At 36.3% G+C, this 24,706-nt stretch carries 31 protein-coding genes and 2 pseudogenes; 25 read left to right on the forward strand and 8 right to left on the reverse strand.

Going from position 1 to position 24,706, the window contains the following annotated elements:
* Positions 1-116: 116 nt before the first annotated feature.
* The 16 genes and pseudogenes from CHB72_RS21570 to CHB72_RS21645 all read left to right on the forward strand — a co-directional run bounded on the left by CHB72_RS21570 (position 117) and on the right by CHB72_RS21645 (position 10,930).
* Positions 117-1,004 (forward strand): AAA domain-containing protein, encoded by an 888-nt coding sequence (locus CHB72_RS21570; protein ID WP_089284953.1) that lies wholly within the window; start codon positions 117-119, stop codon positions 1,002-1,004.
* A gap of 435 nt (positions 1,005-1,439) precedes the next feature.
* A complete protein-coding gene (locus tag CHB72_RS26060; protein ID WP_207652623.1) occupies positions 1,440-1,613 on the forward strand; it encodes a hypothetical protein in 174 nt (57 codons plus the stop codon).
* Positions 1,614-1,638: 25 nt separating this feature from the next.
* Positions 1,639-1,770 (forward strand): hypothetical protein, encoded by a 132-nt coding sequence (locus tag CHB72_RS27890; protein WP_278277884.1) that lies wholly within the window; start codon positions 1,639-1,641, stop codon positions 1,768-1,770.
* A 115-nt stretch (positions 1,771-1,885) separates the two neighbouring features.
* Positions 1,886-2,296, forward strand: a complete 411-nt coding sequence (locus CHB72_RS21575) for a lipoprotein (RefSeq protein WP_089284954.1) — start codon at positions 1,886-1,888, stop codon at positions 2,294-2,296.
* The gene (locus CHB72_RS21580; RefSeq protein ID WP_207652624.1) at positions 2,280-2,738 is read left to right on the forward strand and encodes a MarR family transcriptional regulator; all 459 of its coding nucleotides are present in this window, start codon (positions 2,280-2,282) and stop codon (positions 2,736-2,738) included. Before CHB72_RS21575 ends, CHB72_RS21580 begins: the two co-directional genes overlap by 17 nt.
* 100 nt (positions 2,739-2,838) lie before the next feature.
* The gene (locus CHB72_RS21585; protein WP_089284955.1) at positions 2,839-3,255 is read left to right on the forward strand and encodes a hypothetical protein; all 417 of its coding nucleotides are present in this window, start codon (positions 2,839-2,841) and stop codon (positions 3,253-3,255) included.
* Between the two features lie 501 nt (positions 3,256-3,756).
* Positions 3,757-4,410, forward strand: a complete 654-nt coding sequence (locus CHB72_RS21590; protein WP_089284956.1) for a (Fe-S)-binding protein — start codon at positions 3,757-3,759, stop codon at positions 4,408-4,410.
* 65 nt (positions 4,411-4,475) lie between these two features.
* Positions 4,476-4,991: pseudogene (locus CHB72_RS28365) on the forward strand (bifunctional transcriptional activator/DNA repair enzyme AdaA); the annotation flags it as partial.
* A gap of 2 nt (positions 4,992-4,993) precedes the next feature.
* Positions 4,994-5,446, forward strand: coding sequence for a methylated-DNA--[protein]-cysteine S-methyltransferase (locus tag CHB72_RS21600; RefSeq protein WP_089284957.1), 453 nt, complete (start codon positions 4,994-4,996; stop codon positions 5,444-5,446).
* 830 nt (positions 5,447-6,276) lie between these two features.
* The gene (locus CHB72_RS21610; protein WP_089284958.1) at positions 6,277-7,062 is read left to right on the forward strand and encodes a hypothetical protein; all 786 of its coding nucleotides are present in this window, start codon (positions 6,277-6,279) and stop codon (positions 7,060-7,062) included.
* 260 nt (positions 7,063-7,322) lie between these two features.
* Positions 7,323-7,463, forward strand: a complete 141-nt coding sequence (locus tag CHB72_RS27550) for a hypothetical protein (RefSeq protein ID WP_242975233.1) — start codon at positions 7,323-7,325, stop codon at positions 7,461-7,463.
* Complete coding sequence (locus CHB72_RS21625; RefSeq protein ID WP_089284960.1) at positions 7,444-7,629, forward strand: PspC domain-containing protein; 186 nt, start codon at positions 7,444-7,446, stop codon at positions 7,627-7,629. Before CHB72_RS27550 ends, CHB72_RS21625 begins: the two co-directional genes overlap by 20 nt.
* Positions 7,630-7,757: 128 nt before the next feature.
* Positions 7,758-8,378 carry a hypothetical protein gene (locus tag CHB72_RS21630; RefSeq protein WP_207652625.1) on the forward strand — a complete coding sequence of 207 codons (621 nt, stop codon included), beginning with the start codon at positions 7,758-7,760 and terminating at the stop codon, positions 8,376-8,378.
* Positions 8,379-8,449: 71 nt separating this feature from the next.
* A complete protein-coding gene (locus CHB72_RS21635; RefSeq protein ID WP_089284961.1) occupies positions 8,450-8,986 on the forward strand; it encodes a hypothetical protein in 537 nt (178 codons plus the stop codon).
* 203 nt (positions 8,987-9,189) lie between these two features.
* Positions 9,190-10,107 (forward strand): hypothetical protein, encoded by a 918-nt coding sequence (locus CHB72_RS21640; RefSeq protein WP_089284962.1) that lies wholly within the window; start codon positions 9,190-9,192, stop codon positions 10,105-10,107.
* Positions 10,108-10,276: 169 nt separating this feature from the next.
* Positions 10,277-10,930 carry a hypothetical protein gene (locus CHB72_RS21645; protein WP_089284963.1) on the forward strand — a complete coding sequence of 218 codons (654 nt, stop codon included), beginning with the start codon at positions 10,277-10,279 and terminating at the stop codon, positions 10,928-10,930.
* Positions 10,931-11,321: 391 nt separating this feature from the next.
* On the opposite strand, the pseudogene CHB72_RS28370 reads toward CHB72_RS21645, so the two are convergent.
* A pseudogene (locus CHB72_RS28370) lies at positions 11,322-11,484 on the reverse strand (IS110 family transposase); the annotation flags it as partial.
* Positions 11,485-11,585: 101 nt separating this feature from the next.
* Between CHB72_RS28370 and CHB72_RS21655 the strand changes: the two are divergent.
* Positions 11,586-11,879, forward strand: coding sequence for a transposase (locus tag CHB72_RS21655; protein WP_089284964.1), 294 nt, complete (start codon positions 11,586-11,588; stop codon positions 11,877-11,879).
* On the forward strand, positions 11,837-12,448 hold the full coding sequence (locus CHB72_RS28375; protein ID WP_408606585.1) for an IS3 family transposase: 612 nt from the start codon (positions 11,837-11,839) through the stop codon (positions 12,446-12,448). Before CHB72_RS21655 ends, CHB72_RS28375 begins: the two co-directional genes overlap by 43 nt.
* A 652-nt stretch (positions 12,449-13,100) precedes the next feature.
* On the opposite strand, the gene CHB72_RS21665 is transcribed toward CHB72_RS28375, so the two are convergent.
* The 5 genes from CHB72_RS21665 to CHB72_RS21685 form a co-directional block, all read right to left on the reverse strand.
* On the reverse strand, positions 13,101-14,288 hold the full coding sequence (locus CHB72_RS21665) for a hypothetical protein (protein ID WP_089284966.1): 1,188 nt from the start codon (positions 14,286-14,288) through the stop codon (positions 13,101-13,103).
* Positions 14,269-15,000: a TVP38/TMEM64 family protein gene (locus CHB72_RS21670; protein WP_089284967.1), complete on the reverse strand. Its 732-nt coding sequence runs from the start codon at positions 14,998-15,000 to the stop codon at positions 14,269-14,271. The genes CHB72_RS21665 and CHB72_RS21670 overlap by 20 nt, the downstream gene beginning before the upstream one ends.
* A 4-nt stretch (positions 15,001-15,004) precedes the next feature.
* Positions 15,005-15,913 (reverse strand): DUF4097 family beta strand repeat-containing protein, encoded by a 909-nt coding sequence (locus tag CHB72_RS21675; RefSeq protein WP_207652626.1) that lies wholly within the window; start codon positions 15,911-15,913, stop codon positions 15,005-15,007.
* A gap of 81 nt (positions 15,914-15,994) precedes the next feature.
* A complete protein-coding gene (locus tag CHB72_RS21680; protein WP_089284969.1) occupies positions 15,995-16,657 on the reverse strand; it encodes a TetR/AcrR family transcriptional regulator in 663 nt (220 codons plus the stop codon).
* 257 nt (positions 16,658-16,914) lie between these two features.
* A complete protein-coding gene (locus tag CHB72_RS21685) occupies positions 16,915-17,475 on the reverse strand; it encodes a cysteine hydrolase family protein (RefSeq protein ID WP_330397105.1) in 561 nt (186 codons plus the stop codon).
* A gap of 92 nt (positions 17,476-17,567) precedes the next feature.
* Between CHB72_RS21685 and CHB72_RS21690 the strand changes: the two genes are divergently transcribed.
* The 5 genes from CHB72_RS21690 (at position 17,568) to CHB72_RS21710 (ending at position 20,988) form a co-directional block, all read left to right on the forward strand.
* On the forward strand, positions 17,568-18,500 hold the full coding sequence (locus tag CHB72_RS21690) for a helix-turn-helix transcriptional regulator (protein ID WP_089284971.1): 933 nt from the start codon (positions 17,568-17,570) through the stop codon (positions 18,498-18,500).
* Between the two features lie 406 nt (positions 18,501-18,906).
* Complete coding sequence (locus CHB72_RS21695) at positions 18,907-19,110, forward strand: hypothetical protein (RefSeq protein WP_089284972.1); 204 nt, start codon at positions 18,907-18,909, stop codon at positions 19,108-19,110.
* The gene (locus CHB72_RS21700; protein WP_089284973.1) at positions 19,107-19,454 is read left to right on the forward strand and encodes a DUF2200 domain-containing protein; all 348 of its coding nucleotides are present in this window, start codon (positions 19,107-19,109) and stop codon (positions 19,452-19,454) included. The genes CHB72_RS21695 and CHB72_RS21700 overlap by 4 nt, the downstream gene beginning before the upstream one ends.
* Positions 19,455-19,538: 84 nt before the next feature.
* On the forward strand, positions 19,539-19,973 hold the full coding sequence (gene arr / locus CHB72_RS21705; RefSeq protein ID WP_089284974.1) for an NAD(+)--rifampin ADP-ribosyltransferase: 435 nt from the start codon (positions 19,539-19,541) through the stop codon (positions 19,971-19,973).
* A gap of 136 nt (positions 19,974-20,109) precedes the next feature.
* On the forward strand, positions 20,110-20,988 hold the full coding sequence (locus tag CHB72_RS21710; protein ID WP_089284975.1) for an AraC family transcriptional regulator: 879 nt from the start codon (positions 20,110-20,112) through the stop codon (positions 20,986-20,988).
* Between the two features lie 164 nt (positions 20,989-21,152).
* Here CHB72_RS21710 and CHB72_RS21715 read toward each other — a convergent pair whose 3' ends face one another.
* Positions 21,153-21,344: a hypothetical protein gene (locus CHB72_RS21715; RefSeq protein ID WP_089284976.1), complete on the reverse strand. Its 192-nt coding sequence runs from the start codon at positions 21,342-21,344 to the stop codon at positions 21,153-21,155.
* Positions 21,345-21,370: 26 nt separating this feature from the next.
* Here CHB72_RS21715 and CHB72_RS21720 point away from each other — a divergent pair, with 26 nt between their 5' ends.
* Positions 21,371-22,903: a terminase large subunit gene (locus tag CHB72_RS21720; protein WP_089284977.1), complete on the forward strand. Its 1,533-nt coding sequence runs from the start codon at positions 21,371-21,373 to the stop codon at positions 22,901-22,903.
* A 50-nt stretch (positions 22,904-22,953) separates the two neighbouring features.
* Entirely contained in the window at positions 22,954-23,583 is a 630-nt protein-coding gene (locus tag CHB72_RS21725; protein ID WP_089284978.1) for a hypothetical protein, read from the forward strand.
* 385 nt (positions 23,584-23,968) lie between these two features.
* On the opposite strand, the gene CHB72_RS21730 is transcribed toward CHB72_RS21725, so the two are convergent.
* The gene (locus CHB72_RS21730; protein ID WP_089284979.1) at positions 23,969-24,259 is read right to left on the reverse strand and encodes a hypothetical protein; all 291 of its coding nucleotides are present in this window, start codon (positions 24,257-24,259) and stop codon (positions 23,969-23,971) included.
* Between the last annotated feature and the right edge of the window lie 447 nt (positions 24,260-24,706).

Below are 24,706 nucleotides of genomic sequence, written 5' to 3' on the forward strand. Positions count from 1 at the left end.
ATCTCTTTTAGCCATATAAACGATTCTCCTTTTAGTATATTGTTTCTAGTTTACATGACCTTAATTTACTTGTCTAGTTTATTGTAACCTATCCAGAAGCCCTTGACAATAATTCTGTGAAGGTTGGAACGGTGCACTCTTTCCAGGGGAAGGACAAAGAAGTTGTCATTATGTCTATGAATATATCGTCTGAATCTGATACGTTTGCCAAGCGATTTATCGGGAGTAAACCTAATATGTTGAATGTGGCTTTTACAAGATCAAAACAACAACTTTTTATTGTAGGCAATTACTCTGTTTTAGAAAATTGTGAGAGTACGAACTATTTATATAAGGCAGGAGAGTTTGTGAAAGATCACGGAACTTTGTTTTCAATTTATGAATCAGACTCACTTGATAAGTTGACCGATGTACAATATAATTCATTTATTGAACTAATGAATCAGTTGAGTTCGAGAGCGAATACGAAATTTGAAAAGATCTTTAGGCCATATCTGAATGATGTAAACATTCTTGAAGATAAGTACCACTATCTACTACTGATGAGTTTATTTGAGAATGCAGATTCAAGTGTGTCTGTGGTTTGTCCTTGGGTGACAAAATCGGTTATCAAAGACGAATTTATTGAGAATATCAAGAATTTTAAAGCGGCAAAGAAGGATTATAATATCGTGTTTGGATATAAGAATTCAAAAGATACATTGAACTCTGATGAAGAAATAAGCTCAATCATTAAAAGGGATAATCAATTTGCATATGGTAAAAATCTTGAATTGGAAATGAAACAATTAGTGCATCTAAAAGAAGTCATGGGCGAAAATCTAATATATAGGCCACCACTCCATACGAAAGCGCTTATTGTTGACAACGAATATTTGCTTATCGGTTCTCATAACTGGCTTTCGAAACAAGGACAGAAAAAAGGTGATAGAGAGGAAATGACCGTTATCATTCAAGATGAAGGAATGATAGAATATATTCTTAAAAAGTATGGAATTGTTTAAAGGGAGAGTGGCTTAAAGTATTAATTAATAACATAATTGAGTCAAATTGTGAAGTCTCAGAAGAGAAAATACGATGTATATAAGAAACCTTATTACATGGTAAGGAAATTGAAATCTGTGAATGTAGTGTAGAAGAATCAGTTACTACAGATATTGTTAAATTGATCAAACTTACACATAAGTATATATTAACTTTCAATTATATTTTATTAGTAGAAAGGTTTTTAATTCTTCCATAAAACTATCATCTACTTTAATAAGATTTAATATGATAGTTTGTGGGGATATGATTTCGAATAGTATAACCGACGAGACGGTAGTCTTGATGTCAAGACGGAGAAATAGCAGGGTTATAAATGCCCATAAACAAAGGGTTTCCAGTTCTAATAATCAGTGACAAAGATGAATTTATCCCTATGTTAATGAACAATGTTAATGAACAATATTGAATCTGTGATAAGCAAGAGTTCTGATGAGGTAGCATCAAAAATTGATAAGAAATTAGAAGAGTTGCAGCACTCGCATCTAAGACTAGCAAATTCAAAAGCAGATTATGATGAAGTGGTTGAAGAAATATACCGATTAAGAGGTAGAAAACGTAGAGCGTGAGGGTAAAAGACATAGAATTGCTGAGATGGCAGACTTTCTGAACGAACAGTTCTGTGAAGCAGATGAGTATGATGAAAAATTGACTGTTGAGTTCAAATCAGGTGTGGAGATTGACATAGAATCACAACTATTAGTTATTAAAGTAAACCATTTGTAATAAAAAAGAATATATTGACATCTAGGAAATCTCCAGCTAAGATAAAGGTAATATATTACCTTTATCTTAGCTGGAGAAGTTTCTCTATATGACTATTTTTTCTTGGAGGGATAAGATGAAAAAAATCGTTTTTTTATTATTTTTTCTTTTGATTTTAACTGGTTGTAACAGACAAGGTTATCAAGTTAAAAGATTTTTCATGTCACCTATTAGCAATAGTGAAAATAACTATATGATTTCTATACAATCTTTAAAGGGAACAATTGAAAGAGAAATTAATGTAATTGACACTGATGAATTATTTATTAAAGCCTCGATCGAGTCTGGAACTGCAAAACTTATACTTTATGACAGGGAAAAAAATGAAATTTTTGTTTACGATATTAAAGCTGAGGAAGAACTAAAGGAACATTTAAATTATATTTTTGAAGAAGGAGAATATACATTTAAAATTGCAACTTCCCATGCTAAGAATATAAATATAGAACTTTATTTTGAGAATGATGGGAATGGTGATAGTGATTGAACATAAGGGAAAGGTATTTGCTTCTTTATTTATTATAGCGAATCGATTACAAACATTAGGGGATAAGCTTGATGAAAATTTAACGGTCAAGCAATGGTTGATGATTGCAATAATTCATAAGTTTGAATCAGATCAATTGTCAGTTAAAGAGATTGCTAGTATTGCTGGTGTATCGCATCAAAATGTAATGCAGATGGCACAAAACTTAGAAAAAAGAGGGTTTGTTAGAATATTAAAAGATAATACTGATAGACGTATTAAAAGAATCGTATTAACTTCACAGTTCCAAAAATATTTTATAAATAGAAATGAACGAGAAATCTCTTTTCTAAATAAATTATTTTCAAACTTTACAGATAAAAATATATCAGAACTAAACAGTTTACTTGAACTTTTATATTCTAACATCGAGCAAATGGAAGAAGATTATTCATTTAATTAGTGAATAGTTTTTCCAGTATTCCCCTTAATAGTAGAGTGGATTGCTACAAAAGCACAATAAAATTTTTGTTGTAAAAAATGAGAAAAAGGAGAGATGATCAATGGGAAAAAGCTTTAACGATAAAAACAATTTATCCAGAGTTAAGATAATTGTTTCTGTTTTAGTTGTGCTGGGATTGGCAGTGGCTTTCTTTTTAGGTACCAGGGAAAGTGAAATTACGCTTGAGAATAATTCCTTAGAAATAGGTGGCTTGTATGGCATTACCATTCAAACTGATTCGATAGAAGAGGTGACATTAAGGGAAGAGATACCCACTGTAAGAAATAAGATTAATGCCCTGTCGATGTTTAGCCTTAAGAAGGGGACTTTTAGAATGGATGAATTTGAACGAGCACGGCTGTTTTTACATTCGGCAAATGGTCCCTATATACAAATCACCACTGATGAAGAAATTATCTTTATTAACTATAAAAATTCTGAAAAAACAAGAACGATCTATAATGAGATTAAAGATTAAATTTGAAGCATAACCTGACGCCAGGGGTATACCAGATTCTGTGGTCATCAGAATTACAGCAACAAGGCATGTTGAGTGTGTTGTGTTGATAGAACGGAAATAGATTGTAATCAGTGGTTTGTAAGGTTTTAGATGAAAACTGAAGCATGAAATATGTTCCCCTAGACTATATAAGTTTAGGGGGGGTGCTTTTAGAGGGGTAAGCAATTTCGCAGAATAAAGGTGTTTTGCAAAAAAAAGTTGTGGAAAGTTTAATTAAAATTCATGAATAAGTGGGATAAATAATTTGATGAAAATGTTATAGTAAAGAAAGTGAAATATATTGAAAAGAAATTTTATCCATCACTGAATACCATACCTAATATGGAATTGAAGGATAATAAGACGAATAATTAGGATTTTGTAGTTCTTCAATACAAAATTACTTGATGAAATATAGGAAGATATACTGTTTCATTTCCTGTAAAATATGTATGTAACAGAATAATTGGAGGGGTTATAATGAAACAAGTTTATGCACCAGGCTGCGCACTCATGATCTATAAGCCAGAGCTTGCTAAAAAAGTACTAGTATTTTTAAATGAAAATTTAGGCGATATTCATGAACACCTAATTTGTTGTAGACATGAACCTAATCTTGAAAGTGGCGCGCAGGTAATTAACACCTGTGCAGGTTGTGATAGGCGATATGGCGAACTTTATGATGAAATATCTACAATATCGCTTTGGGAGATATTAGCTGAAAGTAAAGCATTCCCATTTCCTGATTATGATGGTTTGGAAATGACCATACACGATGCCTGTCCTACACGTACCAAGACAAGAATACATTCTGCAATCAGAAAGCTTCTTGAAAGAATGAATATAAAAATTATTGAATCCCAAAATACCCGTACTAAAGCAACCTGCTGTGGTGATAGCTTTTATGGCATTTTGCCTGTGGACCTTGTGAAGGAGCAGATGAAAAAACGCTCAGACGAAATGCCTTGTGATAATGTAGTGGTTTACTGTGTTTCATGTATTAAAGCAATGCATATTGGAGGTAAAAAGCCACGTTATATCGTTGATCTTTTGCTCAGAGAAGAAACTGAAATCGGGACATTTGAGCCTGATGCATGGCACAATGAATTACAAAGATTCATAGAGGAACATTGAAAAGGAGAAATTCTATGAAAAAGCCTGTAACGATTACAGAATTCGAGAAATGACAAGCTGTTGTAAGCTGTGATGAGAGTTATGACAGTATGTTTTTCTATGGAGTAAAGACAACAGGAATTTTTTGCAGATCGTCATGCAAGTCAAAAACTCCTGTCCGGGATAATGTGACTTTTTTTGATAAGGCAGCAGAAGCAATAGAGCTTGGGTTTCGCCCATGCAAAAGGTGCCGTCCAGATCAATTAGTCTTCGAGCCTGATTTAGAGCTTATAAAAAAAGCCAAAGATATATTTGATACAGATTATAATAAGCAAATTGACTTAAGCCAGATTTCAAAACAACTTGGACTTAGTATAAACCATCTGATAAGACTTTTTAAGCAGCATAGCGGCCTGACTCCTACACGGTACATTGCTAAAAGAAGAGTAGAAAAAGCAGCAGAATTGTTGAATCAAACAGATATAAATATTCTTGAAATATCCTATACAACGGGATTTAAAAGTCTATCTAACTTTTATAAATGCTTTAAAGAGGAGACTGGACATACGCCAAATGAATACAGAAAAAGTAGAGGTGGTTGATAGTGAATATATATTTTTATGAATCTGACATTGGTAAAATCGGCATAGCCGAAAAGGATGGAAGAATCACCAACCTGTATTTTGAAAATGACAAATTACCTCAAGATATACAAATATGTGAGACACCTATACTGAAAGAAGCGGCACAGCAGCTTAAAAGCTATCTTGTAGGTAAGCTTAAGAAGTTTTCTGTGCCCATTACACCTACTGGCACAGTCTTTATGGAACAGGTTTGGACAAGTCTTTGTGAAATACCGTATGGAGAAACAGTAAGCTATAAGGACATAGCTGCAAAAATAGGTAACCCTAATGCTGCACGAGCTATAGGACTTGCAAATAATCGTAATCCAATTCCTATATTTATTCCCTGCCACCGTGTCATCGGTACAAATGGTTCACTTATAGGTTACCGTGGAGGGATAGAACTGAAAAAAAGATTGCTAGAAATGGAGTAGCGATAAAACTTGTCGTCCTGATGTGGTAAGTTATGGAACTTTAGCCATCTGTAGGAATGATGAATTTACATGGACTTAAAGAAATTCCAAAGGAAAAGTTTGATAGGTATAGAAAAAGGTATTCGTCTTATGGTTCTGTCACATCATTATATATGTGCGCACTTTCTGTGATATAGTTCACCCGTATTGTAAGTATTATATTTAAATAAGGAAGCAAGGGGACGGTTCTCGTGGTTGAATTACCTCCAAATATATGGTAATATATATTCGGAGATGATTTTTATGCCAAGAAAAGCAAGAGAAAAAGCGAAAGTGGCATCTATCATATAATTTTAAGAGAAATTAATAAGCAAATTATATTTGAAGAAGATAGTATTTTCGATAAACTCTTCAAACTGTGCCCGAGAGTTTAACCCCCCCTAAATTCAAAAAGGGGGAAGAGGGGGGAACTCCTTATTTATTATGCGAAATATTATCATCTTTCTACCAAAACCCATGTAGAGACAGTTTGTTTACTTAATAGAACAAAATAGATTATATTAGAATGCATTCATTTATAAATACTCATTTATAAGTGGATGCATTTTGCTGTTGAAATTTGGTCAATTCCTTTGTAATTTTGAAATAATTGGATTATAATGAAGATAACTAGATAAGTAAACGTATACAACTCATCAGGAGCTCTCTTGGAAGCAGAGTCATTTAATACTGTTAAAAAGACATTCCAGTAAAACGTTTATAATTAACTAGACCTTTTAATTGGCAGATTAGTAGCCTTAATCTCAACATTTATACTTGAGCTGATATACTAAAAAACTTAGGAGGCCGTCATGAAACACAACCCATTTCTCAAGAAGACAATTTACCTTTTGCTCTCATCCGTATTTCTATTTACTCTGAATGCCTGCGGGCAAAACAGTACCAGCACTCCGGAAACCACGGATGCATCACCTACACCAAGTTCGACAGTTACGGCGAATCCTGCTCAACCTTCTGAGAGTGCTTCTCCGCAGACATCTGATGATGAATCTTTTGCAAATAATGAGGTATCTTCTGCTAATAATGATGCACTTGCAGCATATGATAATTTCTTAGCAGGAAGTATAAACGCACAAGACTTAAAACATGAGATAAGTGATGGAGTCGTCGCAATGAAAGATATTTCTATGGAGCCGGATTTAAAAACTTATTATGCTTTCTTTGATATGAACGGGGATGGAATACCGGAACTTCATCTGCGCCCTATCGTGGGTGGCAGTTATGCTATTTTTACATATCTTGATGGACAAATTGTTCTATGGCATGATGGTACTAACTATGAATCTCCACTAAACAACGGAGCGATCCTATACGAACGCGATGGTGCAGCACCAACTCACATAAATTATTATTATTTAGTTTTGGACTCCGATGGAAATGAGAGCTCAAAAGTATATTTCTCAAAATATCACAGCGTCAATGAAAGTGGTACGACTGAAAGTACCGATTATGATGTATTTATGTTTGAAGATAAAGAAGTTTCCGAAGATGAATGGAATTCACTGACCAATGAATATCTTTCGAATTCATCTGACTTAATTATATGGAATGAATTAAAAATCCAATTAACGAAATAAAAGTAAGGTAAAGGTTATGTAAGCATCAGAGATTCAAAAAGAAAGATGCGAAATGAAGATATGAATGTCCTTAATACAAATGCTTGATTATATATCCGTAGAGCAGGCTTCTGAAAATGTGGAGTCTCCAATAGAAGGATTCAGAAGCTATGTGAGGAAAACAGAATTGATGGTGTTATCCGCTTTGGCCGCTCATGGCATATACCCGTATTCTTAATAATCTATTGCAAAATATTATTACCCACAGTGCGGGTGACAATATGGCGCTGCGTATTTTTGAGAATGAACAGCAAGCCCAAATTGTAATAACAGACAACAGTAAAGGAATGCTGCACTGTTATACCGAATGGAAATTCAACAATGACAGAAAGGTAACTGTTTATGAAAAAAAGATTATATAGGATTAGAGATGGAAAAATGGTTGCCGGTGTTTGTGGCGGTATTGCAAAATACTTTGATGTAAATCCCAAAGTGATACGGATACTCTGGGCGGTATTTTTTGCAGTATACGGAAGCGGACTTGTGGCCTATATTCTGTTTTCGATTTTCGTGCCGAAAGAGCCATAAAATTTCACAGATTGCGCGATGCTCTCTTTGTGGAAATGGCGCATGAAGTGATTCTCTACACGACAATAAAGAATATGAAAGGTGATAGATATGAGACGGAGACTATTTATCTAATTTGGAGGGAAAGTATGAGACAAAAAATGGTTGTATTTGCAGTAATATTTATATTGTCTACCTGCTTGGTGGGATGCAGTAATTATGGAATAAAAAACGAACCTGCAATCGAATCATCAATTGAAACTAGCGCTTCAACAGTTGAGGATGCAAAGAAAGAAGAAAGTTGCATTCCAGGTAATACATCAGAACCATTTATAGGCAGAAAAGACTTGGATAGTGAAACTGAGAAGTTTTTTTATGGAACATGGAGTGTTGAAAAATTGCTAGGGTTTGCAGATTCCTATAATGATGCGTCTGAATATCCAACAGGGCAGAAAATTATAGGCAATCAAATTATTATTGATAAAGATTTCTTTTCATCAAAAGGTCTTGAAGGTTATAAGCCTTATCAATTTGAGTTAGATAAGCCAATCTATGAGATTGAAGAGATCCACTATAATGCAGATTCATTTTATAGAGTAGATAAAATTGATCTGAAAAGTTTAAATATGAATGATGAAGTAAAAGTATTAAGTGTTTCTGATTCCTCCACAGGACTAGCGATACCTGCGAGTTTTTTGGATGTAAATAATGATAGACTTCTCCTGGTATTAGAAGCAACCGTATTTGAGCTAAAAAGAGTCACAGAATAGAGATATGCAATAAATTAAGTGCAGGTATTAACTTAAATAAAGTCATACTAAACTGATGGAGGAGATATTAAATGCGCATAGAAAACTACAACACCTTTTCACAAAGCCGTCAATTATCCAGCTCTAGGAAAATCGGGAATGTACCCTTGCCTGATTATTCGGATTTTCATTTTAATTCCAAGAAATCCCCTGCCATGAGCGATGAAAAATACAGGGAGGCTATAATAGAGCAGGCCAAAAAAGACCAGTCTGCAGGCAAATTTCAATCGGAATCTGCCGGATTTAGAAGCTTAGTAAAAAGTTATGTTTCTGCTGTTTCTCCGGACAGAAAAAATATTATCACAGAAGGATTAACAGCAATATTCAAAAATAAAAATCCACAACCTAAAACTCTTAACTTGATAGACTATCTGTTTGGCAACGTTAAGTATTGTAAAGAAGCAACAGATGTATCTTATGCTGAATTTTACGACAGTAATGGTGAAATGGTAGCTTCTTACTCAAATGGCAGATGGATTTCCTATGGGACAAAGGCAGAAAACGCCCGTGAAACTGAGCTTTGGGGCATATATAATGAGGCGTGGAATAATGCCGCTAAAGCAAGTTAGGGGGTAAGTACAGACCCTATACCGAGTTCGGTTGATATATCCGTATGATTGATCAGCTTGAAGTCTGATTATGTAAAAGATTATGACGATTACTATTTTCAATTTTTATACGTCTGTTTGTTGTGGGAAATGCGTGAATAAATAGGTTGACCCCAATCTCAACATTTGTACTGAAACAGTCGTAAAAAACTTAGGAGGCCATCATGAAACACAATTCTATTATCAAGAATACTCTTTCCCTTTTGCTCGCATTTGTATTTTTATTTGCTCTAAGCGCCTGTGGACAAAACAGCATCAGCACTCCGGCACCCACGGATGCATTATCTACACCAAATGTAACGGTTACGGCAAATCCTGCCCAACCTTCCGATAGCAGTTCTCCACAGAGCGAAGCTGACGTCATGTCCGGTTCGGAAATAGATAAGAATACCATAGATATTGAAAAAGTTGAAGCTGTTATAGCCGACGATTGTAATTCTGTATTTGAAGGTAAAATCGGCACACAAAATATTTGTATCGCTATTTATAGAGATGGAGATTTGTTAACTGCTTCCTATATTACACGAAATGATCAAGATAGTGAAATTAATTTGCAGGGCACTATTCAAACCAATACTGCTTCTTTTGTCTTAAACAGTAAAGATGGAGCAACTTTTATGGGCACCATAGAACCTGAAACCCAGGAAGGCACATTGTTAAAAGGAACTTATACAGCTACAACGAATGGAGAGGATACTAAATTCGCATTAGCGCTTTCACATACGATTGGTAACACCTATGAATCGCGCTATCCATTAACTAGTGCTAATACAAAGGATATCGAAGAATTTGCAAATAAAATTAAACTATACATTACAGAAAACAATAAGACAGGACTCACGAACCTTATTGCTTATCCAATTAAAGTAGTCATAAACGGTTCGAAAGTTTCAATAAATAATAAAAAAGAATTTGAGCAGAGATATGATGATATTATAAATGATAAATTTAAAGAAAAAATTAATAATTGTTATACAAAATACTTGTTCAGTAATTATATGGGAGTCATGCTGGGGAACGGTGAAATCTGGTTTGAGAGTTTGAATAATAATGGATTGCGAGTATATGCCATTAATAATTAACGGGTATGAACTTCGCATTATGCGCAGAGAATTATCCAAGCCTGTCCATATATTTCAATATAGATTGAAATCCACCTATCAATAAAATCAGGAAGATTGAATAGATCGCCATAATGTAGAAAGAAAACCGATATTTCATAACAAAAGCAGAATAGGAAAGGGGATAGATATGAGAAAAAGAGTATTTGTGACGTTAATAATATTATTATCGGTTTTAGGACTATTTGCATGTTCTGCAAAGGTGAAGGAAGGGAATGGTAATGAGGGGAAAGACTCTTCGGCAACCGATGATGAAGTCATAAAAGAAAGGACAGATTATGCTTCTGTTGCTGACCCTAGCGCGGGTGCTTTGAATGTTTCGCTTGAAGAAAAACGAATTATACAAGATCAATCATTTAATGTAGAACTGGGTGATTGGGGAAATGTAAGGTTTATTTCATATGAACCAGATAACAGTATTGATTTTGAAGATGTTTCATTTTTCTTAACGAAAGAGGATATGGTTATCTATTCTTTCCCTTACTACTGTGAAAATAACAGTACGGAGAATTATGTGGGCCTTTTTGATAGTGTGGCAGCTGTAGATTTTTGTGACGTGAATAACGATAATATCAAAGATGTAATTGTCATAATTAATTACATCACAGGGGCCGGACCTCAAGGTATGACTCCGCGCCCCAGAGCCAGAATATTCTTAGCAGACAATAAAAAATTTAATCAAAAATTTATTCTGGCAACGGACTTGATCGATGATATCACAAACAATATTGAGGAAAAGGATCTTACAATTGCCGCAATATGTAAATATTTAAAAAATAAGTAAGGAGGCGTAAAGGTTGAAAAAGAATAGTAGAGGGTATCCATTAACTTAAAGGCATCACAAACAAGCCATCTTCCGGTGGCAATTAAAAATTGAATATGTAGCAAAGTTAAGGCTTATTCAGTAGCTGACTTGATTTTATAACCTTGAAACTGTGCCATTAAGATAGCCTGTTCAATCGTGATTTCACGGTTAACAGGAAGAATATCAGATTTTCGATAAAGTTCAGCATTATAGGGTTCCTTATTTTTCAGCATGTTGTATAATGCTGTTAGAAGCATTCTTGCTATTGCAATGATTGCCTTCTTGTGACCGCGACGTTTTCTTAAGCGAAGATACCGGTTACGAATTTCCGGATGCTTTTCACTTTTTACTACGGAGTTAGCGCATTGTACTAAAAGTGGCTTGATATAGCATCCAGCCTTGGAAACCCGGACAGATTTTTTCTTCCCTGCACTCTCATTGTTGGTAGGTGTAAGACCCGCCCATGAGCATAGGTGTTTCGCCGAAGGAAAAGTCTCCATGTTGACACCGATTTCTGAAATGATACCAATCGCAGTAAACGTGTTTGGTGTTAGAATAAAAATAGGGCAACATAAATAGAACAAATTCTTTGTATAGTATATAATTATGTAAAGCAAAGAAGGAGGCCTATTTAATGGGAAAATCAACAAAACATTTTAATGCAGAATTTAAACAAGATGCAGTTAACTATTACTACTCATCTGGAAAAACTATTGATGAAATAGCAAAGGAACTTAAAATTGCTAGATCAACTCTAAGCAAATGGATAAATAGTGCAAAATCTAATGATGGTATTGTTGAGCATCGTGGGTCTGGCAACTATAGCTCCGATGCAGAGAAGGAAATAGCTAGGTTGAAAAAAGAATTGCGAGATTCAAAGGATGCATTAGAAATCTTAAAAAAGGCTATAGGCATACTGAACGATTAACTGATTCTATATTTACTGAAACTAAATTAATATCTAAGAAACGCAAGATTTCAGTTAACAGTGTGCTAAAGCTACTAGGCGTTTCAACTTCAGGTTACTATGACTGGTTAAAAAGAAAACCTTCAAAACAAAAGATCAGGAAACAAAAAATAAAAGAAGAAATTACTGAAATATATAATGAGTCTAAGCAGATATATGGTGCTCCCAAAATCACATCGGTTCTTGAGTCTAGAGGTCATATTATTGCGGAAAAGACAGTCGGTAATTATATGAGAGAAGAAGGCATTAAGGCTATATGGGTAAGGCCCTATACGCGCACAACAATTGACCCAGACTTTGATACAAAGCTAAAAAACGTTCTTTCTAGAGATTTTAATCCAACAGCCCCGAATGCAGTTTGGGTAACTGATATAACGTATGTTCATACTCTTTCAGGATTTGTGTATCTAACATCAGTTATGGATCTATTTTCCCGTAAAATAGTAGGTTGGCATTTATCAGACCATTTAACTACAGAAGGTGAAATTAGCTCACTTGCCGGACTGCCAGAATCCGTTAGCACTATATAAATGTGTTCATCATCCAGACTATTACAGGCGACTTCAAAATACTCGTCTGTCAAAGTTTCGTTGCTCACATAACGGAAGGAACTTTGTCCATCGGATAAAAGCTCCAGTGCTTTTGAAAGATTATCTTTTGAAAATACCTGCCCAGCTTTTCTTGCGGTGTGAACCGCTGTTATTATTTTATCTTTGTCATAAACGAGTTGTGCATAGGTCACTACTGCAAAATCCTGCACAGATGGCATAAAAAAGGTTTTCTTTTCCTTGATAAAAAAGAACTTTTCAATGATGGGTGGCAACAATATGATTACTGTGCTGGTCAATTTAAGTAGAGTAAATTTTGCAATTCCCCCCTCGTAGTTATATGTAATCAAAATCGTATACAACATCTGCAAGACCATGATGGATGCATAAATGAAAATTCGTAACAGCCGTACATGTAAAGTAGCCGCTGTATAAAGACTGCAAAACAGCATAATAACAAACACAAATATGTAAGCCAAAATGAACATTGCAAAATTTCCACCGATAAAAATTCCGGTTAGCATTGCAAGAAGCAATAGGATCAATAGGAAAGACAGTGGTTTTGATTTCATGTAATTCTCCTCTCTGCCGATTTGTTCAGCATTATAATTCGCATAACAAAGCAGACTTCATTTTATTTAATATTTTCATTCCAATAATTCTTTGCTTTTCTGTACCGCACATATTTACAGCCAGTGTGCAACCGTTCTTGTAGGTAGGTACTGATAGACACCTGAAAAGAGGGGGCCTGCCTGTATGTACCACATAAATAGCACTCTTTGATAGTAATTTCTTGAAAAAATATCTTTTCATCAATCGTACCCATATTGGTGTAAGAGATTGGCTCCACGGAGTACAATGATTTCGTGATACGACTTAATAGATTAGCAGGCAATATTGCGTGTAATATTTGCAGAAACAGAATGAAATGAAAACAGTCATAGTGTGATTTTTGCCGTTCCATTTCCTGATGTACCGCTAATGTCATTTCCTTTAATCTTTCATCTTTCCCAAGAGAAATGCGGCACAAATATTTGCCTGTCATATTGGCAATTGTCAATTTTCTGTTTTGCGTACCAAATTTTCTCAAATCGGCAGGACAGGGTAATATGATTTCGTCCTGTGTAGTAAAGGATTTCAAAGAATAGGCAAAGGAAGCCATAAAAACATCATTTAATGTAACATGCAGATTCCTTGCCTTTTTCTGAACCATTTTAAGTTGTTCTTCGGATAGTGTAACCTTTAGGGAATTAAGAAGCGTTTGGCCTTGTTCTATTGGCAGGATTTCCGGGATATTCCCTTTATCAACGTGTTTAATGATGTACGGTAATCTTTGAATAGCAGTATGAAAAAGCAACGGAATCACACTTCGGGAATTTACTTCACTGACAGCTTGTGAATTTTGCTCATTATAAAATTCACACAGCAGGGCAAGGTATTGCTGAAACCCTGCTCCATCGGTCAGAATATGGCTCATAGCTATTGACAAACTATCGCCAGCACCTTGACGATAGATATTGATTTTCAGTTGTGGGCCTGTGTGCAAATCCCAAATCAAATCCTCATAACAGTTCTTGTCTGAAACGATTTTGACTATCGAATTACTATCATATTTTGCCGGAAGCCATGTGTTTTTTACACCGTTATATCGGCATAGAATTTGCGGAACAATTTCCGCTGTACTTCTTACAGCCTGTTTCAATCGGCTAACGTCAACCGCTTTATCAAGTACCATATAGCAATATACAAGGGGAACGTGACTTTCCATATATGCTGTTTGTATCAAGTCAAGAGCCGTTCCCCTATGGATTTTCTTCTTCATGTTCTACACCTTTGATCTTTCGGCCTATTCTTTTACAAAAGCCGATCATTCTTTCCTGATACTTTATTCCAACAACACCCAAGACGGCAGTTAAAGCAAAAATCAGGACGGCGATTTCCCATTCCCCCTGCCGTATGGTAGACCCGATAAAAGTAGAGGATATGATAGAGGGAATGCGTGCAAAGGTTGAAATAGCCAAAAACTGCGTTATCTTCATGGGGCTGGTTCCAACAACATACGTCAACATATCCTTTGGAGTTCCCGGAATTAAAAACAGGATAAAAACAATGGTTTCTAATTTCTTAGCGTCTTTCAGGAAAGCAAATTCATCAAGCTTACTTTTCCCAAACAGCTTTGCCACAAGGGGTGCACCAAACCTTTTGGAGAGCATAAAAATGGCTGATGAAGCAATGACGCACCCAAACAAACAAAGGAATATACCGCCAAACCCTCCATACAGTACTCCCGCCAAAATTTCAACGGGTTCGCCGGGTATAAATGCAATCACTATCTGGATGATCTGAATGCAGAGGACAAGAAGCCATCCTCCCACGCCGAAAGAAGTAACCCATGCTTTAAATGTTTGCTGTGTTTGCGGCTCTGATAGGAGATTGATATAAGGGAGAGAAATCAGGCTTAAAGCAATCATAAGAGAAAAAAACACAGCAATTACAACGATTAATCTTTTAGTTGGTTTATCGTCTTTTTTCATATCGTCACCTTGTTACTTTAATATCCCCATTTCGAGTTTCCAGTTCTACGGCTATTTCAGGAGAAGCACCAATGGTTCCGGCGGCAGTGTTATCTGTAATAGCAAGCTGGTCTGCAAAAGAGGTATCAATAGAGCCTTCTTTGGTTGTTGCTGAAAATTTGAAATCAAGTCCGCTTGGAAGTGTTACCATAAGCGTTCCGTTTTTGGCGTATGCGGAAATGTCGCTTGTCACATCGTCAAAAGAAATATCTATGGAACCCTCTCCAGAAGCGTTAAAGGAACCGGAACCGCTAAGACCAGAAGCCGTCAGTTTCCCGCCTTTTGATTGATAGTTGATTGCCCCGTTTATCTGATTCATGGAAGTTGTGGCGTTGGTAGTCTTTATGTTTATTTCGTCTGCATCAATATTTTTAAAACTCAAACTGCCTTTTGTACTGGTAGCCTTTACCGTTGATGCCTTGGTGTTTGATACTTCTATTACGCCGCTGGTCGTATCAACACTGAAATCACCCGATAAATTCAGCGCAATTCCCAAATTAATTGTTCCGCTTGTAGAGTGCAGGGATAAGCTGTCCGTATAGTCCTGCGGAATATAAATTTCTATATAGGATTCAAAGCTGGAACGTCTTGGTCTGTCACCCTCTGTAATCAGCAGTTCACCGTTTTGCGTGGAGGTTCTGGCGTAATAGCTCTTTTTATCCTCGTTCATGTATTCTTTCAATATCACCTTAGCACTATCACTTTCTAAAACATGAATATCATCTGCGTCATAATCAAGCCGAAGGCTCTCAAAATCTCCCGTATCGAATGTAAGAGTGTTTACGAGAGCAGTTGCCTTTTGTGCTCCACACCCTGATAACATTCCCATGAGAAAAAAGCCTACACAGACGAATGAAATTAAATTGCGTTTCATAAAAATTATTCTCCTTTCATTAATTGAACCATTCATTTAATTTAGTTGTATTTTTTTACGGAGCGACTGCCCCGTAAAAATCTATCTCTTGTATGCGTGAAGCAGGTTATCCATACAAATGCTTTTGGCCGTTTCAACAGGAATGTCCTTTTGAATCTCGTAAGCGTCATTTGTAATGTGCATTCCCCACCATGACAGTGTTTCAATGATTAAGCGTGTAACATATTGCGGTAACTCAACTTGACGGAAAGTTCCGTTCTGCATGTACTGTGTGATGTACGATAGAACCTGATTGTAAAATTTCTGTCGGTATTCTTTGTAATAGGCGGTCAATTTTCCTAAATCATCCGGATTTTTTTCAATAAGTAAGTAGCCGATTCCGTACTTTGAAATGACATCAAATGCATCGGACAGCATTTGCTCCAAAGGATAATTTGTAATGTCATCAAGATGAGCAGAAAATGTTTTTGTATTCTGTTCAAATGCTTCCATGATTTCGCTATCTAAAGAATCAAATAGTTCGGAACGAATTGGCAATTCAAACTCCTGTGTAACAAATGCTGGTTCTATCGTTCCTTTGAGAAGAAAGCTCAATATATCTCTTTTCCCTGTAAAGTAGACATAGAGCATACCCGTTGACAAGCCAATCTCTTTTGCAATGTCTTTCATTTGTGTCCGTGCATACCCTTTGTTGATAAATAATTGACTAGCCGCATCAAATATCAAATTCATTCTATTTTCCATTGCGCTCGCCTCTCTTACTGAACCGTTCATTCAATTATTATTATATTACTTTTTTCCTCATTAGTCAACCCATTTTCAACACGAAATAAGGCATTAAATGGCGTTTCTGCTAAACAGACCAGTTAAGCAAAGTCAAGCCTTTTTGAATAAAAAGTAATAAAACAAAAATGAACAAGATAACCAGGGCCGCTATGCTTTAGTGGCCCGAAGTCTTATAGTTCGCCGTTGAGAGCTAATCTAAGGTTAGTAGGCCTTCTTCATCGACTGAGTTCAGGAATATTTCTGTACTTCAAAGATGGATTAGGTAACAAGTCATTTAAATTAATGATTTTACTACCTTTACTTTCATAATAGCGCAGCATTTCGTCAATTTTCCTTTTATCATAACTGGTAATGCAATCTGATAGGACATTAACGCCATAATTTGCTTTGCGTAAGTTGTAACAGGTTGATTTAACACAAGCAACAGCATCTGCTCCTGCTATGTAGAAATCACATATTTCATTTTTACTAATAAAGTCTGCAAATTCTTCACAGCTTAATGCGTTTCCTTTGTATTTTGTAAAAACATCTTTTGATACTATTTTCAAGTCTGAAGCTAATTCAGACCCATATGTATTGGGTTTAAGAGTCCTCGTGCCGGCTGATAAATTTTCATGCCTTATATATATAACATGAATATTATACTTGACTGCCCAATCAATAGCTTTATTGATATTTCCAATAACATCCTTGTAATTCTTTGTTATGTCATTTTGAATATCGATTATTAATAAGGCTTTTTTTGCATAGTGTTTCCTCCTGATAGGTAGATTGATTTGTTTACTTTTTTATTATACCTTGTAATTGTTGACAACAGTATGGCAATAATCTATTATGATATTAAGAAATTTTGGAAGGCGGCTATCAGATGAAAGTTGACAGGCTTGTTAGCATTATTATGATACTCCTTGATAAAGAGCGTATAGGCGCACAGGAGTTAGCAGATATGTTTGAAGTTTCACCCCGCACAATCTACCGCGACATAGACACGATCAATATGGCGGGTATTCCTGTTCGCGGGGCATCGGGAGTGGGCGGCGGCTTTGAAATCATGCAGAAATATAAGATTGATAGAAAGGTTTTTTCGACTGCCGACCTTTCTGCTATCTTGATGGGGCTTTCTGGTCTTTCCAACATGATACGAGGTGATGAACTGGTAAACGCCCTTGCGAAAGTCAAGAGTTTTATCCCCGCCGACAGAGCGAAAGACATTGAATTAAAATCAAATCAAATATATATAGATTTAAGTCCGTGGATGGGCAACAGGAACATACAACCATATTTAGAAATTATCAAAACAGCTTTACAGGAAAGCAAGCTACTTTCATTTGAATATGCAGACCGCTACGGAAATAAAACCGCACGAACAGCTGAGCCGTATCAGCTTGTATTGAAAAATAGCCATTGGTATTGGCAAGGGTATTGCCTTAAAAGAAATGATTTTCGCTTATTTAAAATATCTCGCATATCAAATCTACAAATACAAGAGGAAATTTTTACGCCACGAGATTATCAAAAACCGGAGTTAGATTTTGCTGATATTTTGGCAACTATGCAAACAAAAATCAAAATTCGTATTCATAAAGCCGTCATGGACAGGGTACTTGGTTATTGCACTCATGAACACTTTTCGCCAGACGGTGATGAGCATTACATTGTTAGTTTTCCTTTCATAGAGAACGAATACTACTACAATATTCTTTTCAGTTTCGGGGATAAATGCGAGTGTTTAGAGCCGTTACATATCCGCACAGAAATGAAGCGTAGAATACATGATATAGCTACCTTATACGAAAACTAGAACAAGGAGTCTAGCCACAATGTTTAAAGATGCGGGTGATTACCCTACCGACAAGGCCCTATCAGGTTCAAACATCATCATTTTTGTCGCTTCAAGGCATGTTGAGTGCGTGGTATTGATGTCAAGGGTGGACAAGTAGGTGTGTCAAAACCCCAGTAAATAAGCCATTTGCGGGGTTTTGGAGTCGAAACCCAAGCATTGAAAATAACGATTTTATCGCTTCGTTGGAATATGTCAAAAAAGATGATTTTGAAGTGTACAGAGCAATTTAGATGTCGGTGCTTGACGAGTGGTCAGGTTAGATGTTGGGTGTTCGTGAGTGGTCGATTTGGATGTTTTTTTGAAAAATTAAGGTTGTGTGGTCGGGTTGGATATAGGAATAAAAAACGCAAGCGGAGGGTTGAATATGCAGGATTTTACAGTTGAAGAGTTGAGCCAAGCGCATCGCGCCTTGCTATCCACGCTCCACAAGTGTGAGAAGATGGATGTCACGAAACTGGGTAAGTCACAGCAGACTCTTCTTGTACGGCGAATCGCCGCCTTGAAGGTCGCGTTGACACTGATTGAGAAAGAACAAACCCAAAAAGAAAATGGAGAGAAATCGTTATGAAACCTAGAATATTTACGACTGCTTTTTCAAAAGTCTACCCATTACTCGTTCAAAAATCGGAGAAAAAGGGTAGAATAAAAGAAGAAGTCGATACGGTCACTTATTGGCTGACTGGATATGACGAGTATGGCTTACAGGAGCAAATTAATAAAGGAGTTGACTTTGAGACGTTCTTTGCAGAAGCACCGCAAATCAACCCAAACGCCCATAAAATTACGGGAGTAATATGCGGCATTCGCGTCGAGGAAATCGAAAACCCTCTCATGCAGAAAATCAGGTGGCTTGACAAACTGGTGGACGAATTGGCAAAAGGTAAGTCAATGGAGAAGGTTCTGAGAAGTTAATATCAACACGCGCAAGCTATTTATCAATGTTCTAGGAATAGGTAATTGCAACAGCCTGTTCTTCACGAAGGGAAGGGATAAAATATGAGTACAAATAAAGAACAGATACCCTCCGGATCTTTGGACCCAGGGCCTTTCTACCACGGTACAAAAGCTGACTTGAAGCCGGGAGATTTGTTGGTACCTGGCTATAGCTCTAACTATGGTGAGCGAAAGAAGGCAAACTTCATTTATTTTACCGCAACCATGGATGCAGCTATATGGGGAGCAGAGCTTTCGGTTGGCGACAAGCCTGGTCGGATCTATCAAGTGGAACCCACCGGGACCTTCGAGAATGATCCTAATTTGACTGATAAGAAATTTCCAAGGAATCCTACAAGGTCTTACCGTACCAAACAGCAGCTGCGAGTAGTGGGTGAAGTCTTGGAATGGGAGGGACACCCTCCGGAGGTACTCCAGAACATGATAGATAATCTTGAGAAGCTGAAAAGGCTTGGTATCGAGGCGATAAACGACTAACTGCGTGATAGTAGATAATAGGGATATACACGCAAAAGTGGATAGAAAATAGTAGATAGTCGATTATATTGTGCACAGATTGTCGGATGGATAAATGCATCCTTTGATAATATTGATGGTGAAAGGAGGTTGTTTGATGGATACTTTAAGAAGTATGAATAATGCATTGGCATACATTGAAGAGCACTTAACTGGTGATATCGATTATAGTAAAATTTCTAAAATTGCTTACTGTTCAGAGTATCATTTTAAGCGGATGTTTTCTTTTTTATCAGGCATAAGTTTGTCAGAATATATTCGGAGAAGAAGACTAACACTTGCTGCGCTTGAGTTGAAAGATAGGGATTTGAGAATAATCGATGTTGCTGTAAAGTACGGTTATGGTTCTGCTGATTCATTCTCACGTGCTTTTTATTCTATGCATGGCATTCTCCCTTCTGAAGCAAGAAGTGAGAATACACAATTAAAAGCTTATCCTAAAATGACCTTTCAATTATCAATTAAAGGAGGATGTGAAATGAATTATCGTATTGTTGAAAAAGAGTCATTTAAGTTAGTAGGATTTAAGAGGAGAGTTCCAATTATTTTTAATGGTGTCAATCCAGAGATTGCTAAAATGTATGAACTTTTAACCCCTGAGGTTATTAAAGAATTAAAATCACTTTCAAACGTTGAACCAACAGGTATTATTAGTGCTTCCACTAATTTTTCTGAAGGGAGAATGGAAGAAAAAGGAGAATTAGACCATTACATCGGTGTAGCAACCTCAAGTAATGAGACAGCAAAATTTGATGAACTAATAATTGATGCTAGTACCTGGGCGGTATTCGAATCGATTGGACCATTCCCGGAAACACTTCAAAACGTGTGGGGAAGGATATACTCAGAGTGGTTCCCATCTTCAGGGCATGAGGCAGTTGAAGGTCCTGAAATTTTGTGGAATGAGAGTCCGGACACAGGAAATCCGAATTACCGGAGCGAAATTTGGATTCCAGTAAGAAAAAAAGACAATTAATTCCAATAGTATGGTCCAGGTGAGTTAAAGCAGCAATAATGCGTCACTAAAGCTAGTTTCAACGCATATACGGAAATGACATGATAAGCTATAGTATGTTTGATACTATGAAAACAAGGCACTCTACGCTCAATAAGCTCGTAGAATGCCTTGTTCATTTTTTGTTATGCTTCCACATCCACCGTCACGCCGGACTTGAATGCCACGGTGAATTTATTCTCGTAGACGGTGACCTTTTCAATCAGCCGCCGGATAAGCTGCTCATCGTATTCGGTTATGGCGATGGGCTGTTCCTGCAGGAATGCGCGCATATCTCCAATCCGTTTTCGCAACTCATCCCGGCCTGCAATTTCCAATGGAAGAACTGCTGAGGTTGGTATAAATGTTTGATGAGAACAAGGCCAAGAGAGTTATTCAGTTTATCAATCAGCTTAAACACACAAAAGGGGTATGGCATGGAGTTCCTTTTGATTTACTACCTTGGCAGGAGCAGATAATTAGCGATATATTTGGTACCGTCAAAAAAGATGGTTATAGAAAGTATAATACAGCATATGTAGAAATACCCAAGAAGAATGGTAAGAGTGAGATTGCAGCTGCGATTGCTTTATACCTTACCTGTGGAGATGGAGAATGGGGGGCGGAAGTGTATGGCTGTGCAGCTGATAAGCAACTTGATGTTGCTGTTGAAATGGTGGAGCAGTGTCCTGCTCTAAAGAAAAGAATTAAGCCAGTGATGTCTAGAAAAAGGCTAGTGTATCTTCCGACAGCAAGCTTTTATCAAGTACTTTCTGCGGAAGCCTATACAAAGCATGGACTGAATGTCCATGGCGTAATCTTTGATGAGCTTCATGCCCAACCAAATAGACAACTTTATGATGTAATGACCAAAGGTTCAGGGGATGCAAGAAAGCAACCTCTTTTCTTTTTAATCACAACAGCAGGTAATGACAGAAACTCCATCTGCTATGAAGTTCATAAAAAAGCAGAAGATATTTTAAAAGGCAAAAAGAATGATTCTACATTTTATCCAGTAATCTACGGGATAGATGAAGGTGATGATTGGTCTGATGAAAATAGCTGGTATAAAGCCAATCCATCCCTTGGCCATACCATTGACATAGATAAAGTTAGAGCATCCTTTATTAGTGCCAAAGAAAATCCAGCTGAAGAGAACCTATTTAGACAGCTAAGACTCAATCAATGGGTCAAGCAATCAGTACGCTGGATGCCCGCGGATGTATGGAATAAATGTAATTTTGAAGTGAATGCGGAGAGTCTTATCGGCAGAGAATGCTATGCAGGGCTTGACCTTTCAAGCAGCATTGATATTACAGCCTTTGTTTTAATCTTTCCACCAAGAACAGAAGAAGAGCGATATATTGTACTACCTTACTTTTGGATACCAGAAGAAAATATGCATTTAAGAGTAAGAAGGGACCACGTTCCTTATAATGTTTGGGAAAAGCAAGGGTTTATCAAAACCACTGAAGGAAATGTCATCCACTATGGCTTCATTGAGAAATTCATAGAGGACTTGGGTGATAAGTACAACATTAAAGAAATTGCCTTTGACAGATGGAACGCTACACAGATGGCTCAGAATCTTGAGGATTTAGGATTTACAGTGGTGCCATTTGGCCAAGGTTTTAAGTTTATGGCTCCACCGACCAAAAGGCTAATGGAACTTACCTTAGAGAAGAAAATAGCCCATGGAGGTAATCCAGTTCTAGCTTGGATGATGGATAATATTCATGTAAGAACAGACCCAGCAGGGAATATAAAGCCGGATAAAGAAAGGTCAACGGAGAAAATTGACGGTGCTGTAGCTATGATTATGGCACTAGATAGAGCGATTAGAAATGAGGGTAGTGGTGGAAGTGTATATGATGGACGAGGAATATTGGTTTTATAAAAATGTCTCCAATGGTATACTTAATCTATATCGGCCTAGGAGGGGATAACTTGGAGCTAAACAATCAAACAGAGGATGACATAAGAGAGTTTGCTGGAAGATTACCTTTACTGAAAATGAATAATATCAATTCGATTTTTTATGAAATGCTCCCTTTATGTGGATTTGGACTGCCTATTGCATTTTCTAGGTATTTATCTTTACACAGAAAAATTAGTTTCGGTTCTTATGCACTCATAAATGCTTATAGAAAAAATCATAAAAGCCTATGGGGAGATGACCTAGAAGATTCTCTTTGGGAAAGAAGCATGTATTTTGAAAATGCAATTGAGGCCTATAATAAAGTAGTTGACTATGTATATGTAATTTTATACTTTAATTTTGAACTGTATAAAACCATCGACAAAGAAGAAATAAAAACAAAAGATGATATAATTCGTATTTCGGAAAAAATAAGAGGCAAGAAGCTGGAAAAAATCAGTAAGTGGATCTGCAGTAATGAGAGCACATTGGATTTTTCAGCAAAATTTATCAAGTATGAAAAATCCGATGTTTTGGAAATGAGAAATCTTGCAAATGATATCAAACATAGAGGCTGTATTGCTGTAGAAGGTACTGAATTACTTACAAGAAGTTGGCTGAGCTGGAAGCTGAAAATAAAAGGCTCAAAAAAGAGCTAGATGATGCTAAGGACACAGTGGAAGTACTAAAAAAGTCAGTAGCTATTTTCATAAAACCACGGAAGTAACAGTTGCCAGTAAATATGATTTTATTAAAACTAATGCTTCTAGGCACTCTGTAAAGAATTTGTACAATCTACTTGAAGTGTCACGGAGCGGTTATTATGACTGGGCTGAGGTAAAAGAAATAATCCCTTGTATCCGAAACACAGCTTATAGCATAATGAAGAAAAACGGCATAAAATCAAAGCGTAAAGTCAAGAATAATTTTTATACATTTTTTAAAGACGCATAAATAATTCGACAAAGGAAAAGTGAACAGACCACCAGTCCTGCCCACTTTTTCTTTTTACTGTCTTCATTATAGTTTTTATGAGTTGACAAATCACATAATAAGATTTCCAAGTCCTAAAACAATAATTATGATAAATAGGATTAGTACCTGCTTATCATTTAAGATTACTGCATTGGGAGTTGCATATTTCTTTTTCAAATGGTAGAGTATGCCTAATGTAATAACAAAAATAACTATTCCACCATATAGAATAAATGAAGAGAACATATGTGCAAAGTCTATATTTAAAAATAGCAATAGCTTTTTTATATAGGTTAGACTAAGGTACAGAATTATTGAGTACATAAGCAATAACCATTCTTTTTTTTCATCTAAACTCATGTAATCCCTCCTCTATAATTAAGTTTAATAAAATAGCGACCAACTTTGATATCCCATATTCCAGCCTAGGAGACCATCATTGGTTTCTCCGTACACATATTGAATAGATACTCGGACACCCTTTGAATAAGGCCATCTCTGATAACATCACTTTCATACTCCTGTTTAAACTCCTTAACAGCCTCTTTTAATCTATCTAGCGCATTTTAAAAATTCGTCAATTTAGTTTCTAATTTGCTCATATATAATTACACCTGCTTTCTTAATGCTCTCAAGAAGTTCATCATCTAAATATTTATCTATAAATACTACATAAATTTTTAAAAAGTATGAATTTCTTCAATATCAGCATACAATAATACTTTGTCTATAGATGATAGCTCATCTGCAAATATTGCAATATCAAAATCGCTAACTATTGAATTATCCCCTAACACTAGACACAAA

Source organism: Anaerovirgula multivorans (assembly GCF_900188145.1).
Taxonomy (GTDB): Bacteria; Bacillota; Clostridia; order Peptostreptococcales; family Natronincolaceae; genus Anaerovirgula; species Anaerovirgula multivorans.